Origin of the sequence: Changchengzhania lutea (genome assembly GCF_006974145.1) — a bacterium.
Lineage (GTDB): Bacteria > Bacteroidota > Bacteroidia > Flavobacteriales > Flavobacteriaceae > Changchengzhania > Changchengzhania lutea.
The window spans coordinates 3,086,728-3,101,847 of the sequence record NZ_CP039456.1; the positions used below are offsets into that span (position 1 = coordinate 3,086,728).

Genomic DNA, 15,120 nt, shown 5'->3' on the forward strand with positions numbered 1-15,120 from the left:
TGTCCGATTAAAGAATCAAGACCGCTTCGCTATTAGAACCTAGAACATAGACTTGATTGTAACTAATTGATAAACAGTGAACTTTAAATTCATAACTTTCTAAAAAATAAAATTTTTCAGTAACCGCAAAAAGCAAGCCCCTCTTTTTTATAAGCCTTGAAAACCCTGTGTTCGCAAAGGTTTTCTTTAAACGAACTATTTTTAATCGGACAACAATATATTTAATAGTATAGTTTACAAATTGCCTCTAATTTTTTAGAGGTTTTTTTGTTTCCTTGGGTGAAATTCTTCCATAACATTTGTTAAATGACTTTTGTCTAAATGCACGTAGATTTCTGTGGTCGTGATACTTTCGTGTCCCAACATGAGTTGGATGGACCTTAAATCTGCCTTATTTTGGAGTAGATGCGTTGCAAAAGAGTGTCTAAAAGTATGTGGCGAAACATTTTTCTTTAATCCCACTTTCTCTGCCAACTGCTTTACAATAGTGAAAATCATTGCTCTACTCAATTGCCTACCGCGTCTATTTAAAAATAAGGTGTCCTCATGACCCGCTTGGATGGGTAAATGAATGCGAACCTCTTTTCTATAGATGTTAATGTATTTTTGAGTAATGGCTACAATGGGTACAAAACGTTGTTTATCGCCTTTTCCAGTGACTTTAATAAATCCCTCATCAAAATATAAATCTGAAAGTTTTAACGATATTAATTCGCTTACTCGTAAGCCACAACCGTAAAGCGTTTCTAAAATAGCTCTGTTACGTTCACCTTCGGGTTTACTAAGGTCTACCGCTTCAATAATCGTATCGATTTCCTTCTCAGATAAAGTATCTGGCAATTTCCTGCCTATTTTTGGCGATTCAATAAGTTCTAATGGATTTGACTTTCTGTAATCTTCAAAAATTAAATAGTTGAAAAAACTACGTAAGCCAGAGATTAAACGCGATTGTGATCTTGCATTTGCTGTTTTAGCACTGTCATAGATAAATTGTTGAACGATTTCAGAGGTAATATTTATAGGAGACAGACTTAGGTCGTTACTTTCTAAAAAAGCCGTGAGTTTTTTAACATCATGGGTATAATTATCAATGGAATTTTTTGATAGGCCACGTTCTATTTTTAAATAGAGTTGATAGTCTGTTAATGCGTTTTCCCATTTCATTACCGTAAAAATACATAATTAGTGCATAGCCAAGCAATTTTTAAATACGTAGTTATACGTATTTATTATAAAAATTGTTAATAACTATTATTTTAAGTACTTTTAAATCAGTACTTTAATAATTATTGTGAATAAAATTGTTAATAACGTGATATAAAAAGTAGTATTTTTCAATAAAATTTATTTAGTTTGTATCTGTTTAATCAATTAAATTAAAACATTATGAAAAAATTATTTTTATTATCGACTTTTGTAATTTTTGCATTTGGCAACGTAAATGCTCAAGGAGCAGGTTTTGGCGTAAAAGCTGGATACAATGCTGTATCTTTTGATTTTGGTGGAGCTTCTGTTTCTGAAGGAGGATTCTTTGTTGGATTGGGATATGAATTCGACTTAAGTGAGAGTATCGATTTAGAACCATCTTTATTATACAGTTCTGTAAAAGATCTGAGCTCTTTATATATACCGGTAATGTTTAAGTACAATTTATCTGAAGAATTTAATATTCAAGCAGGCCCTCAAGTCAACTACATCTTAGAGGATGAATTTGATGAAGCAGCATTTGGTTTGGATATTGCAGTTGGAGCTGGTTATGATATTACAGAAGACTTTTTTGCAGAAGCTAGATACGGATTTCAGGTTTCAAGAGATTTGGAAGGTGTTGATGTGAATACTTTTACAATCGGAGTTGGATATAGATTCTAATATTATAAATATTTAAAAAAAACCGAAGCCTAGCTTCGGTTTTTTTATGCTCGTTTTTTTGATATATTTACCTAATCAGTGGAAAATATTTTATCTGATGAAACTAGACAGTTGTCTAAAATTTATACGTACGAATGAAAAAACTAATCATCATCAACGGGCCAAATTTAAATTTGCTCGGGAAGCGTGAGCCTGCCATTTACGGAAGTTTGTCTTTTACTGAGTTTTTAGATACCATTAAAGATAAATATAACAATGTGGAGATTGATTATTTTCAGTCCAATGTAGAGGGTACTCTGATTGATAAACTGCACGAGGTTGGATTTGATTATGATGGCATTATTCTTAATGCTGCCGCTTATACGCATACTTCAGTTGGCATAGGCGATGCTGTAAAAGCCATTGAAACACCAGTTGTAGAAGTGCATATATCCAATACGTTTAACAGAGAAGAGTTTCGACATCAATCGTTTGTGTCGCCTCATGTAAAAGGTGTTATTCTTGGCTTTGGATTACAGAGTTATGAGTTGGCCATTCAAAGTTTTTAAGAAGTCTCATCTAACAAACAGCCCCATCTAGCCTCCCCGAGGGGGAGGAATCCTTACTCAGACAAATAGATAATAGATAACAAAAATGCGATCCTTAAATTAAAGAATCGCATTTTTTATAATTTCGAGTAAGAGTTCCCCCTTCGGGGGTTAGGGAGCTTATAAATGTATCACTTCACCATAAGCATCGGCTACAGCTTCCATGACAGCCTCACTCATTGTAGGATGCGGATGTACTGCTTTTAATATTTCATGCCCAGTCGTTTCCAATTTTCTTCCTAAAACCGCTTCAGCAATCATATCAGTAACGCCAGCTCCAATCATGTGGCAGCCTAACCATTCGCCATATTTAGCATCAAAAATGACTTTTACAAAACCATCTTTATGGCCACCAGCACTCGCTTTTCCAGAGGCTGAAAAAGGGAATTTACCAACTTTAATATCTAAGCCTTTATCCTTTGCTTGTTGCTCGGTTAAACCAACAGACGCAATTTCAGGTGAACAATACGTACAACCTGGTATGTTTCCGTAGTCCAGTGCCTCAACATGTTGCCCTGCAATTTTTTCAACACAAAGTATGCCTTCCGCGGAAGCGACATGCGCTAAGGCTTGACCCGGAGTCACATCGCCTATGGCGTAGTATCCAGGAATATTGGTTTGATAAAAATCATTTACCAAAATTTTATCTCTATCGACAGCAATACCAACGTCTTCTAATCCAATATTTTCAATATTCGATTTGATGCCTACAGCTGATAAAATGATATCTGCTTCTAAAACTTCTTCACCTTTACTGGTCTTAACAGTAGCTTTTACGCCTTTACCAGATGTATCCACACTAGTCACTTCTGAAGATACCATAATTTTTATACCACTCTTTTTAAAACTTCGTTCTAATTGCTTTGAGACGTCATCATCTTCAACGGGTACAATTTTTGGTAAAAACTCAACGATAGTCACCTCTGTTCCCATGGAGTTATAGAAATACGCGAATTCAACGCCAATAGCTCCAGAGCCTACAACAATCATTTTCTTGGGTTGCGATGGTAAAGTCATGGCTTCTCTATAACCAATAACTTTTTTGCCATCTTGTAGTAAACTTGGTAGTTCACGAGAGCGTGCGCCAGTTGCAATTATAATATGGTCTGCTGAATATTCTTTGCCATCTACATCAATCTTCTTGCCTGGTTTTAATGTTCCAAAACCTTCAATAACGTCAATTTTGTTCTTCTTCATTAAAAACTGTACACCCTTACTCATACCATCTGCAACCCCACGGCTTCTTTTTACAACAGCCTCAAAATCCTTATCAAATGATTTTACTGATAATCCGTAGTCTCCAGCATGTTTTAAGTATTCAAAAACCTGAGCAGATTTTAATAAGGCTTTTGTTGGGATACACCCCCAATTTAAGCAAACTCCACCTAGGCTTTCCTTTTCAACAATTGCTGTTTTTAAGCCTAACTGTGATGCTCTAATTGCAGTTACATAACCACCAGGACCACTACCGAGAACAATAATATCGTATTTACTCATGAGAATTTTTTAATCGTTATTACAAGCTACGAATTTACAAAACCAATTTTGAATAAAGAATTTAGAACCCTTTAAATTTACATCTTTATACTACCTTTGTTTTGCAAGTATTAATTTATGAATATACCCAAAACGAGCTACCCACGAATCGTTATAATCGGCGGAGGGTTTGCAGGCATTGCTTTAGCAAAAAAATTATCTAAACAAGAAGTGCAAGTCGTGCTCTTGGATAAACATAATTATCATACATTCCAACCCTTATTGTATCAGGTTTCTACTGGAGGTTTAGAGCCAGATTCCATTGCCTATCCAATTCGGAAAATACTCAAGGATTTCCCTAATTTTTATTTTAGACTGGCACATGTGAACGCCGTTGATACTGATAAGAATAAAGTGAGAACCGATATTGGAAACTTAAAATTTGATTATTTGGTAGTGGCCACAGGATCTAAGACCAATTATTTTGGAAATGCAGAGATTGAAAAGCATAGTATGGCCATGAAAACGGTACCGCAGTCTTTGAATTTGCGGAGTTTAATTCTGGAAAACTTTGAGGAAGCCTTATTAACGTCAGATTTGCATGAGCGTAATGCACTCATGAATTTTGTGATAGTTGGGGGAGGACCAACAGGCGTTGAGCTTGCTGGGGCATTGGCCGAAATAAAGAAAGGTATTTTACCAAGAGATTATCCTGATTTGGATACGCGGTCTGCTCAAATACACATCGTTCAATCTAGTGACTGTATTCTAGAAGGTATGAGTGCTCAAGCGTCGTCGAAGGCTGAGGATTTTTTGGAAAAACTTGGCGTTCAAATTTGGAAGAATGTTAGAGTGACTAATTATAACGGAAAAACAGTTACTACCAATACCGATCTAACCTTTGAAGCGGAGACCTTGGTATGGGCAGCAGGTGTAAAAGGGGCTACAATTCACGGATTAGATGCTGAAGATTTTATTACTAACGGCAATCGTATCATGGTAAATGCATTTAATCAAGTAAAAGGATTTGAGCATATTTTTGCTATTGGCGATGTGGCGTCATTGATCACTGAAGAATTTCCACATGGTTTACCCATGATGGCACAACCAGCCATTCAACAGGGGCAGCAATTAGGTGATAATATATTACGACTGATTGAGAATAAACCATTACAAGCATTTAAATATAAAGATAAAGGGTCTATGGCTACCATTGGCAGAAATAAAGCGGTAGTAGATATGAAAAATTTCAGGTTTCAAGGGGTGTTTGCTTGGTTTGTTTGGATGTTTGTACATCTCTTTTTTTTAATAGGATTTAGAAACCGGATGGTCGTATTTATAAATTGGGTGTACAACTATGTACGCTTTGATAGAGAGGCTCGATTAATAATTAGACCGTTTAAAAAGAAACATAACATTACAAATCATCAGTAAAATGCCTTCGATCTTTTGCTTGATTAAATTTTTCCATGTTGTATGTGGAAGACTCACCTTTAGGTATTGATAAGGACTGCCATTCTGGTCCTTTTAATAATTTCCCCAGAAAAACAATTTGCCCAACATGATAGGAGTAATGGCATAATTGTCTGTTAATAGCCTCAGTAACCGAATGTCCTTGATTTCTAATATAAACCATGTGTTCCAAATGCTCATCTGTTAAATCATTAAGTGTATGGAATAGTGTTTTCCAGCCTTTGTCCCATGCTGTTAGAATTTCTTCTTTAGATAGATATGTGTTTTCAAATTCTGAATCTCTTTGGCGCCATTCTTTTTCGCCATCTTCAGTTAAAAAATTTGTCCATCTACTCAACATATTTCCGACCATATGTTTTACTATAACAGAGATGGAATTCGCGTTTTTTGAAATATCATTTTGTAATTCATCAAACGACAGTTGATCGAAAGTCTGATCACCTAAACGCTTATAATATTTAAATTGCTTTTTAGCGCTAATAAGATAGCTACTTTTCATCTTCATTAAAATTAATACTAACTGAATTTACACAATAACGTGTTCCGGTTTCTGTTGGGCCATCATTAAAAACATGCCCTAAATGACTTCCACAATTAGAACATACAATTTCGGTTCGAGTCATACCATGGGTTTTATCCAAAATGTAGTCCACCGTTCCTTTAATGGATTCATCAAAACTAGGCCAACCGCAGTGCGCATCAAATTTACTATCACTTTCAAATAATTGCTGATGGCAAGCAGCGCAGGCATAAGCGCCTTTTTCAAAATGAAGATTGAATTTTCCTGTATGCGGTCGCTCCGTCCCTTTAGTTCTTAATACGCGATACTGTTCTTCAGTAAGCGCTTCCCGCCACTCATTTTCTGTTTTTTTAATGTTATAATCACTCATTTTCTGGTACAAATTTTAAGGCAGCGCCGTTAATACAATGTCTTTTTCCTGTAGTATCTTTTGGACCGTCGTTAAAAACATGGCCTAAGTGACCACCACAGGTAGCGCAATGTTCCTCAGTTCTTACATAACCCAAATTTCTATCTGTAGAAAATGCGACATTCCCTTCAATTACCCTATCAAAACTAGGCCAACCGGTACCGGAATCAAATTTATGTTCGCTTTTAAATAAGGCCGTATGGCATCCAGCACAGTGATAGGTTCCTTCCTCATAATTTTTGTTTAAAGGGCTAGAAAAAGCACGCTCTGTACCGGCTTTTCTTAAAACATTATACTCTTGTGGTGTAAGCTCCGCCTTCCATTCAGCATCTGTTTTAGATACTAGGAAGTTTTCTTTTTCTTTAGAATTTTTCTTCTGTGCACCAGAGTTACAGCTACTAAATATAATAGCTATTAGTATTATGGTTAATTTTTTCATTTTAGCAATTTTAATTAAACGTTTCTTTTATGTCGAAAATAACGAATAATCTTAACATAATTATGATGTGTATATTCTAATAACGTAATGTGCTAAAACTTAAATGAAATGAGTTCGCAATAACCTAGCAATTTTCGTAATTTTATAAAAATAATTTAAACGATCACTTATGAAATTCTCAAAGATAATAGTATTCATTGGAGCCGTTTCCATGATTATGTCATGTTCCACGAATCCTTTTACACAGAAAAAAACACTGGCCTTAGTGCCTAATTCCCAGTTGTTTCCAACGGCATTTGCACAGTACGACCAGTTTTTAACAGAAAATAAAGTCATAACAGGTACAGCTGAATCTGCTATGATTACTAGAGTAGGACAGCGAATTGCGGTTGCTGCCGAGCGATGGTTAAATGCAAACGGACATCAGGGGTATTTAAACGATTACAAATGGGAATATAATTTGGTAGATGATGAGGCCGTTAACGCTTGGGCTATGCCAGGAGGGAAGATTGTGTTCTATACGGGAATCTTACCAATAGCTAAAGGGGAAACGGGGGTAGCTGCGATTATGGGACATGAAGTTGCGCATGCCTTAGCCAATCACGGACAGCAGCGTATGAGTGCCGGTATGTTGCAACAAGTGGGTGCTGTTGCCGGTAATATTGCCATAAAAGATGAGCAATCCAGAAATATTTTTAATCAGGCTTATGGGGTAGGTTCTTCAGTAGGACTGATGTTACCGTTTAGTAGAAGTCATGAGACGGAAGCCGACCAAATTGGGTTGTACCTAATGGCTGTGGCAGGGTACAATCCTGATGAAGCCGCGGAACTATGGAAAAGAATGAAAGCCAACAGTGGCGGGCAAGCACCACCGGAATTTTTGAGTACACACCCATCTAACGACACGAGAATTAATAATTTAACTAAATGGGCTCCTTTGGCAAAAGCAGAGGCTAAGAAATTTGGGGTGACATCATTTAAATAAAAAAGTTTAAACCACTTCAAAATTTAATATCACTTTTAAAATATTTGATTACATTACAAGCGGTTCATAAAAGAGCCGCTTTTTTATTATGGCAGTATTAGAAAAAGGGAGCAAAAAACTTTTAAATGCTTGGGCCTTTTACGATTGGGCAAATTCAGTTTATACCTTAACGATAGCCTCATCAATATTCCCAATTTTTTATTCGGCATTATTCCTTTCGGAAATAAAAAAAGTAAATGCTTTTGGTTTTGAATTTAAAAGTACGGCCTTAATAACTTTTGTGACGGCATTTACCTTTTTGGTTGTAGCGGTGATGTCGCCAATCCTTTCTGGCGTTGCTGATTATATTGGTAATAAAAAAGCATTTTTAAAGTTTTTCTGTTATACTGGAGGGATTGGATGTATCGGTTTATATTGGTTCAGTTTAGAGCATATCTACATTAGCATATTATTTTACTTTATGGGGTTGATAGGGTATTGGGGAAGTTTGGTGTATTATAATTCCTATTTACCTGATATTGCTTTTCCAGAGCAACAAGATAAAATAAGTGCTAAAGGTTTTGCAATGGGTTACGCAGGAAGTGTTATTTTACTTATAATAAATTTGGCGATGGTGATGAGTCAAGATGATGGTGCCGCTAAAATGCAAATGATGCGCTACTCCTTTATCACAGTAGGATTATGGTGGATTTTATTTAGCCAATATGCTTTTTATTACTTGCCTAAAGGAACCTCTAATGGTCATAAAGTGACCAAAGCAGTCATTTTTAATGGCTTTAAGGAATTAAAATTAGTGTGGCAAGAACTGATTAAAGATTTAAGGCTGAAGCGCTATTTAAGTGCTTTTTTTGTGTTTAGTATGGCTGTCCAAACCATTATGTTGGTTGCCGTGTATTTTGGTGAAGAAGAAATAGCTTGGAAAAATGACGCTGAAAAAACGACAGGCCTGATAACGAGTATTTTGGTTATTCAAGTGGTAGCGATTTTAGGCGCTTTTTTAACGTCTCGGGCTTCGGCTAAATTTGGGAATATTAAAACATTGATTGTTGTAAATGCCATATGGATGGGGCTATGCTTCTATGCGTATTTTATGATAACGCCTATGCAGTTTTATATTGCAGCTTCTGTTGTAGGTCTGGTCATGGGGGGAATACAATCTTTAGCACGTTCGACATATTCAAAATTTCTTCCTGAAACTGACGATACAACCTCTTATTTTAGTTTTTATGATGTGGCCGAAAAAATAGGGATTGTAATCGGAATGGTTATTTTCGCATTTATTGATCAAATAACAGGTAGTATGCGAAATGGTATTTTATTTTTGTTTATTTTCTTTTTGATAGGTATTATTCTATTATTTCGAGTCCCAAAGGGACGTATTTAAAATATTATTTATATTAAAAGAGGGTGTCTAAATAGACCGTCATTGCGATCCCGAATATTCGGAGAAGCAATCTGTTAAATTTAAGTTATTGATTAACAGATTACTTCGAAATTAAAATTTCTCGTAATGACAGATAAAATTGTCTTTTAAGATAGCATCCTTGTTACCGTTACCTTCGTAACTATTAGTTTGAAATACTTCCAGAACCTGTAATTTTAGTATCTAATTTTGGGCTTCCTTTATAAACAATATCACCAGAACCTACGACGCTGGCTTTAAGGTTTGTGTTGCTCACTACTTTTACATCACCAGATCCTGCAATAGAAACCTCTGTATCATTCGCTTGTAAATCAAATCCATGGAAATCTCCAGAGCCAGCAACTTTAACTTTTAAGGTATTGGTTAATCCTTCTAAGGTAATATCCCCAGACCCAGCAATGGCACTTTCGATAGCATCTGTTTTGACATCCAATTTAATGTCCCCAGATCCTGATAAAGAAACGTGAAATTTACGGGTTGTTATGGTATCTTCATTCATCAAATCACCTGAACCGGCCAGAGATACTTTGTTGATATCTTCGAATGGAATGGTAATTACAATTCCTTTTTTGCTGTAGATACTTTTTCCTTTCTTTACTTTTACAATTAGTGCGTTGTTTTTAACTTCAGTAACGATATACTCCAGTAAGTTTTCATCGCCTTTAATTTTGATATCGCCTTCTTTACCCGATACAAGGATAAAATCCATAGAGCCAGCACATGTAACAGCATCGTAATTTGATGTTGTCCTGGTTTCAGTTTTTATTTTGCCATTTCCTTTAATAGATTTGCCCCATTGTGCATACCCAGTTGAAATAAAGAGAATGCTTGCCAGTGTTAATAAAAGTTGTTTTCTCATGTTCGATTTTTTAATTGATGAATGATTAATTTTTGTTAAATGTTAAGTTGCCATATTCTGATACTATATGCATAGTTGAACCTGAATTTTGTTTGCCATAGTAACCTGAATAGTATTTGTCACTTGATTCTTCTACTTTTTTAGTGAAATTGAAACCATTGCTATCTCTAAGTGAAGCATATTCTAATTTAAATATGAAATTAAAATTATATGTAGGTGCTAAACCAATGGTTATGCCTGCGTATTCAGACTTTATTGTCACATCACCAGCATTTTCATTTAGCCTGCTAATTTTGATAGATCCATAATCTGCATTCAAATTTATAGTTTTATAAACATCCCCTATAACGCTGGTTACATAGTCCGCATTTCCTGAGATGTTATTAGCTTTTTCAATAGTTACCTTTCCATAATCGCAGTTGTAATTAATGTCTTCTGCCACTTCAATTTTAGAGTTGCTATAATCTGCATTAATATCTAAAACTTTTGCTTTGGCAACTACAAAATCACTGTAATCTGCATTAATTTTACCACTTTTAATATACTCAAAATAACAGTTTTTGGTATAATCAAAGTTCAGTATATTATTGTCGCTCATTAATTCTTTAGTGGTTATTTTTCCGTAGTCACAATTAATTTCAGCACGTCCTTCTAGTTTGTCAACCGTTATGTTTCCATAATCATTATTCAAATTGATGTTGTTGGCAATTGGCAGTTTAATGGTGTAGTTTATAGACATTTTTACGTTATTATTCTTCCCCCATTTCCACCAAGAATTGGAATTTTTACCATCAATTATAGTTTTTGCAGCCACCCTTTCTGGTGACGCCGAAAATTTAACTGTAATATCATCTAATTTTTTTTGGACTTTATCTGCATCATTTCCACTTGTGGTTATGGTAACTTCTATGACTATTCTATTTTCATTCCAAGTAATAATATCGATATTCCCATAACTATTGTTAACTTCTAAGGAAGCGTTCTTGTTTACTGTAAATTCCTTGCTGATTGTTTTCTTTTTATCGTGCTTATAATCCGTTTCTACGGACGCTGATACCAACAAAGGCATCATGAATAACAGAGATAGGAATTTAAATTGTAGTGCTCGTTTCATTTGTGATTGTTTTTAATTGATTAATGCTATTTATTTGTTCTAAGGTGTTTTGAAGGAGTGTGGTCCTATATTGAAAATTTGAAATCATCGCATAAATAACTCTTTGGTCTTGACCGCTTTCCTTTAAATCTTCTTTTAATGCGTTGTATTCTTTTTCTAAAATGTTTAGCTGTGTCATGGTGTCTGCAATCAAGGCTTGAACTTCTGGAGAGGCAGCTGCTTGAATACTTTTTAATTCCTCATTAATTGAGAGTGTATAAAAATCTTGCGTTTGTTCCATTTTAGGTGAAACGCTTGATAAGTCTGAGGTTTCTTCACTTTTTTGAAAACCAATTACTAGAGTGATAAGTAATAATAGGCTAGCGGCAATAGCGAATAAAGGTTTCCAATCTTGTTTTCTAGAGGTCGTTCCTTTTTCTTTATTTGCAGTTTTTAGTTTTTCAATAAAACGCTGCTTGTGAAGGCTATTGGGCGTTTCAATATCAAACTCATTTTCTAGATTTTTGAAGATATCTTCTATAGTAGTTTTACTCATTTGTCGTTCAATTTTTGGTTTCGTAAACTGTTGCAAATTTCTGTCTTAATTGCTCTTTTGCTCTTGAAATAATCGTTCTGCAATTCGCATACGAGATGTTTAAAATCTCACTTATTTCTTCATAATCATAGCCTTCTATAAGGTTTAGTGTTAATGCCATCCTATAATTGTCCTTTAATTGTTGCATCGTATCTAACACCTGTTTGGCCTTGTAACTACAATGTTCGTCACTTTCATGTGTTGATGTATCTGATTCAATTTTATACAAAATGCCGTCAATTGGTACTTCATCACTTTTACTTATTTTATGATAATGATGAATACTATTATTAATAACAATTCGCTTTAACCAAGACCCGAAAATACGAGGGTCTTTTAAGGTTTCAAGTTTAGTAAATGCGACTAAAAAAGAGTCTTGCATAATGTCTTCTGCTTCAAAACTGTTTTTTACAATTCTGAAAGAGGCATTGTACATAGCATTGTAATATCTGTTATAAATCTCTAATTGTGCCGACTCATTTCCAGAAATACAAAGTGTAATTAATTGCTCAATATTTAGTTGGGTTGGTTTCAATAAAACAATTGGTTATAGTAAAGAGGATAACTTCTTTTATTTGTTACAGTTTTCAAAAAAAAAATCCTACGTTCACATTGAAAGTAGGATTTAATTTAATACGTATTCTATATCAACTTAGGATTCTGTGGGCTTTTCAGCTTTATCAATAGTGATATTTAATTCCTGGGTTTTTTTATCTAAATCAATATTGATTTGATCGCCTTCAGTTACTTGAGACGTAATAATCTCTTCTGCCAGAGCATCTTCAACATATTTCTGAATGGCTCTTTTAAGAGGTCTTGCTCCGTACTGTTTATCAAAACCTTTATCGGCAATATAGTCCTTAGCGCTCTTGCTTAATTTTAGAATATAACCTAAGTCTTTAATTCTAGTCAGTAACTTATCCAATTCAATATCGATAATTTGATTTATATCTTCTTTCTCTAAAGGATTAAACACAATCACATCATCAATTCTATTTAAAAATTCAGGAGCAAACGATTTTTTAAGCGCATTTTCAATGACGCTTCTGGCATTGGCATCTTCTTGTGCCTTTTGCGACGCTGTGCCAAAACCGATACCTGAACCAAAATCCTTCAACTTACGGGCTCCAATATTTGAAGTCATAATAATGATGGTGTTTCTAAAATCAATTTTCCTTCCTAAACTGTCGGTTAAGTAGCCATCATCTAGAACTTGAAGGAGCATATTAAATACATCGGGATGTGCTTTTTCAATTTCATCTAAAAGAATAACGGCATAAGGTTTTCTTCTTACTTTCTCTGTTAATTGTCCGCCTTCTTCATAACCAACGTATCCTGGAGGTGCTCCAATTAATCTGGAAATAGCGAATTTTTCCATGTATTCGCTCATGTCAATTCTAATCAGTGAATCATCACTATCAAACAGCTCACGAGATAACACTTTCGCTAACTGTGTTTTACCAACCCCAGTTTGTCCCAAAAATATAAATGAACCAATGGGTTTATTTGGATCTTTAAGACCAGCACGATTACGTTGAATGGCTTTAACCACTTTTGCTACGGCTTCGTCCTGTCCAATAACTTTGCCTTTAATAAGGTTCGGTAATTCGGCTAATTTATTAATCTCTGTTTGCGCAATTCTATTTACCGGAATTCCGGTCATCATAGACACCACATCTGCTACATTATCTTCTGTAACCGTTTCGCGGTGTTGTTTGGTATCTTCTTCCCATTTTTCTTGAGCGGTAGACAATTCTTTTTCAATGCGTTTTTCGTCATCTCTAAGTTTGGCAGCCTCCTCGTATTTTTGTTTTCTTACAACCGAATTTTTAGTTTCCTTGACATCTTCTAACTCTTTCTCTAATTCAAGAATTTGTTTTGGCACTTCAATATTGGTAATATGTACACGCGACCCAGCTTCATCTAGAGCATCAATCGCTTTGTCCGGTAAGAAGCGCTCGGTCATATATCTATTGGTCAATGTCACACAGGCCTTAATGGCTGCATCAGTATAATCTACATTGTGATGTTCTTCGTATTTTTCTTTAATATTATTAAGAATTTCGATGGTTTCTTCAACAGTAGTTGGTTCGACTATCACCTTCTGAAAACGACGTTCTAAAGCACCATCTTTTTCTATATATTGTCTGTACTCGTCTAAAGTTGTGGCACCAATACATTGAATTTCGCCTCTTGCCAATGCGGGTTTAAACATGTTGGAGGCATCTAAACTTCCAGTGGCACCGCCAGCACCAACAATGGTATGAATCTCATCTATAAAAAGAATCACATCGTCATTCTTTTCCAGTTCGTTCATAACGGCTTTCATGCGTTCTTCAAACTGACCTCTGTATTTTGTTCCTGCAACCAAACTTGCTAAATCAAGTGTAACTACACGTTTGTTAAATAGGGTTCGCGATACTTTACGTTTTATAATTCTAAGCGCTAAACCTTCTGCAATCGCCGATTTACCAACACCTGGTTCCCCGATTAAAAGCGGATTGTTTTTCTTTCTTCTACTTAAAATTTGTGATACGCGCTGAATTTCTTTTTCTCGTCCTACCACAGGATCAAGTTTACCTTCCTCTGCCAAAGCTGTTAAATCACGACCAAAATTATCTAAAACAGGTGTCTTGGACTTTTTGTTAGATTTGCCCGTGGGCGTACTAAAAATACTGTCCTTAGTGCTTTCGTCCTCCGGATTGGAATCGTCATCTTGAAAAGATTCAGCCTTTGGTTCTATATAATTGCTATCGTTTGTAATCATAAATTTAAATTGTTCTTTAACATTGTCATAATCTACTTTTAGCTTATTTAAAAGCTTGGTAGTTGGGTCGTTCTCATTCCTTAGAATGCACAGTAATAAATGTGCCGTATTAATGGATGTGCTCTGAAATAATTTCGCCTCCAAAAAAGTTGTTTTAAGCGCGCGCTCTGCTTGCCTAGTGAGATGCAAATTCTTTTTCTGATTAGATGTTACGGTTATATTTGGGTTTGCAGGGCTTAATATTTCTACTTTTCGTCTTAAATGATTGAGATCAATATCAAGGGCATTTAATATATTTATCGCCTTACCATTACCATCGCGTAACAGTCCAAGCATTAAATGTTCGGTACCAATAAAATCATGGCCCAAACGCAATGCTTCTTCTTTGCTATAAGCGATTACATCCTTTACTCTAGGTGAAAAATTATCATCCATATTATTTTTCTTTCTGCATTAAAAATACTAAAACATTTTACCAAAGGCAAAAACTGTACCTTAATTTATGTATAAGATGCTAATTGACGAAAAAATCTTAATAAAATCAAAGTTTTAAACGTCATACTTATTAACTAAAAACAGACTTGAAATTGTTAATAAAAAATCTGAAAATCATCGATGAAATCAC

15 protein-coding genes are annotated in these 15,120 nt (G+C 35.0%); 5 read left to right on the forward strand and 10 right to left on the reverse strand.

Features of this window, described 5'->3' with window-relative positions; genetic code table 11:
- Positions 1–255: 255 nt before the first annotated feature.
- The gene (gene xerD, locus FAF07_RS13845; RefSeq protein ID WP_142785670.1) at positions 256–1,164 is read right to left on the reverse strand and encodes a site-specific tyrosine recombinase XerD; all 909 of its coding nucleotides are present in this window, start codon (positions 1,162–1,164) and stop codon (positions 256–258) included.
- A gap of 222 nt (positions 1,165–1,386) precedes the next feature.
- On the opposite strand from xerD, the gene FAF07_RS13850 reads away from it, so the two are divergent.
- Together FAF07_RS13850 and aroQ are read left to right on the forward strand one after the other, a co-directional pair.
- Complete coding sequence (locus FAF07_RS13850) at positions 1,387–1,869, forward strand: outer membrane beta-barrel protein (RefSeq protein ID WP_142785671.1); 483 nt, start codon at positions 1,387–1,389, stop codon at positions 1,867–1,869.
- 134 nt (positions 1,870–2,003) lie between these two features.
- Complete coding sequence (gene aroQ, locus FAF07_RS13855) at positions 2,004–2,417, forward strand: type II 3-dehydroquinate dehydratase (protein ID WP_142785672.1); 414 nt, start codon at positions 2,004–2,006, stop codon at positions 2,415–2,417.
- A gap of 159 nt (positions 2,418–2,576) precedes the next feature.
- Here aroQ and lpdA read toward each other — a convergent pair whose 3' ends face one another.
- Positions 2,577–3,953: a dihydrolipoyl dehydrogenase gene (lpdA, locus tag FAF07_RS13860; RefSeq protein ID WP_142785673.1), complete on the reverse strand. Its 1,377-nt coding sequence runs from the start codon at positions 3,951–3,953 to the stop codon at positions 2,577–2,579.
- Between the two features lie 117 nt (positions 3,954–4,070).
- Here lpdA and FAF07_RS13865 point away from each other — a divergent pair, with 117 nt between their 5' ends.
- Complete coding sequence (locus tag FAF07_RS13865; protein ID WP_142785674.1) at positions 4,071–5,366, forward strand: NAD(P)/FAD-dependent oxidoreductase; 1,296 nt, start codon at positions 4,071–4,073, stop codon at positions 5,364–5,366.
- Here FAF07_RS13865 and FAF07_RS13870 read toward each other — a convergent pair.
- The 3 genes from FAF07_RS13870 to msrB (FAF07_RS13880) are packed head-to-tail and all read right to left on the reverse strand — an operon-like array spanning position 5,350 to position 6,773.
- Complete coding sequence (locus FAF07_RS13870; RefSeq protein WP_394344959.1) at positions 5,350–5,910, reverse strand: DUF1572 family protein; 561 nt, start codon at positions 5,908–5,910, stop codon at positions 5,350–5,352. The two genes, FAF07_RS13865 and FAF07_RS13870, sit on opposite strands and share 17 nt — an antisense overlap.
- On the reverse strand, positions 5,894–6,295 hold the full coding sequence (gene msrB / locus FAF07_RS13875; protein WP_142785676.1) for a peptide-methionine (R)-S-oxide reductase MsrB: 402 nt from the start codon (positions 6,293–6,295) through the stop codon (positions 5,894–5,896). The genes FAF07_RS13870 and msrB (FAF07_RS13875) overlap by 17 nt, the downstream gene beginning before the upstream one ends.
- On the reverse strand, positions 6,288–6,773 hold the full coding sequence (gene msrB / locus FAF07_RS13880; protein ID WP_142785677.1) for a peptide-methionine (R)-S-oxide reductase MsrB: 486 nt from the start codon (positions 6,771–6,773) through the stop codon (positions 6,288–6,290). Before msrB (FAF07_RS13880) ends, msrB (FAF07_RS13875) begins: the two co-directional genes overlap by 8 nt.
- Before the next feature lie 169 nt (positions 6,774–6,942).
- Here msrB (FAF07_RS13880) and FAF07_RS13885 point away from each other — a divergent pair, with 169 nt between their 5' ends.
- Together FAF07_RS13885 and FAF07_RS13890 are read left to right on the forward strand one after the other, a co-directional pair.
- Positions 6,943–7,758: a M48 family metallopeptidase gene (locus FAF07_RS13885; protein ID WP_142785678.1), complete on the forward strand. Its 816-nt coding sequence runs from the start codon at positions 6,943–6,945 to the stop codon at positions 7,756–7,758.
- 88 nt (positions 7,759–7,846) lie between these two features.
- Positions 7,847–9,142 (forward strand): MFS transporter, encoded by a 1,296-nt coding sequence (locus FAF07_RS13890; RefSeq protein ID WP_142785679.1) that lies wholly within the window; start codon positions 7,847–7,849, stop codon positions 9,140–9,142.
- Between the two features lie 184 nt (positions 9,143–9,326).
- Here the strand turns inward: FAF07_RS13890 and FAF07_RS13895 are convergent, their stop codons facing one another.
- The 5 genes from FAF07_RS13895 to FAF07_RS13915 all read right to left on the reverse strand — a co-directional run bounded on the left by FAF07_RS13895 (position 9,327) and on the right by FAF07_RS13915 (position 14,930).
- On the reverse strand, positions 9,327–10,040 hold the full coding sequence (locus FAF07_RS13895; RefSeq protein ID WP_142785680.1) for a head GIN domain-containing protein: 714 nt from the start codon (positions 10,038–10,040) through the stop codon (positions 9,327–9,329).
- Positions 10,041–10,065: 25 nt separating this feature from the next.
- Positions 10,066–11,154, reverse strand: coding sequence for a hypothetical protein (locus FAF07_RS13900; RefSeq protein WP_246067709.1), 1,089 nt, complete (start codon positions 11,152–11,154; stop codon positions 10,066–10,068).
- A complete protein-coding gene (locus FAF07_RS13905; protein WP_142785681.1) occupies positions 11,132–11,689 on the reverse strand; it encodes a hypothetical protein in 558 nt (185 codons plus the stop codon). The genes FAF07_RS13900 and FAF07_RS13905 overlap by 23 nt, the downstream gene beginning before the upstream one ends.
- 7 nt (positions 11,690–11,696) lie before the next feature.
- A complete protein-coding gene (locus tag FAF07_RS13910; RefSeq protein ID WP_142785682.1) occupies positions 11,697–12,263 on the reverse strand; it encodes an RNA polymerase sigma factor in 567 nt (188 codons plus the stop codon).
- A gap of 117 nt (positions 12,264–12,380) precedes the next feature.
- Positions 12,381–14,930 carry an ATP-dependent Clp protease ATP-binding subunit gene (locus tag FAF07_RS13915; RefSeq protein ID WP_142785683.1) on the reverse strand — a complete coding sequence of 850 codons (2,550 nt, stop codon included), beginning with the start codon at positions 14,928–14,930 and terminating at the stop codon, positions 12,381–12,383.
- Positions 14,931–15,120 lie beyond the last annotated feature (190 nt).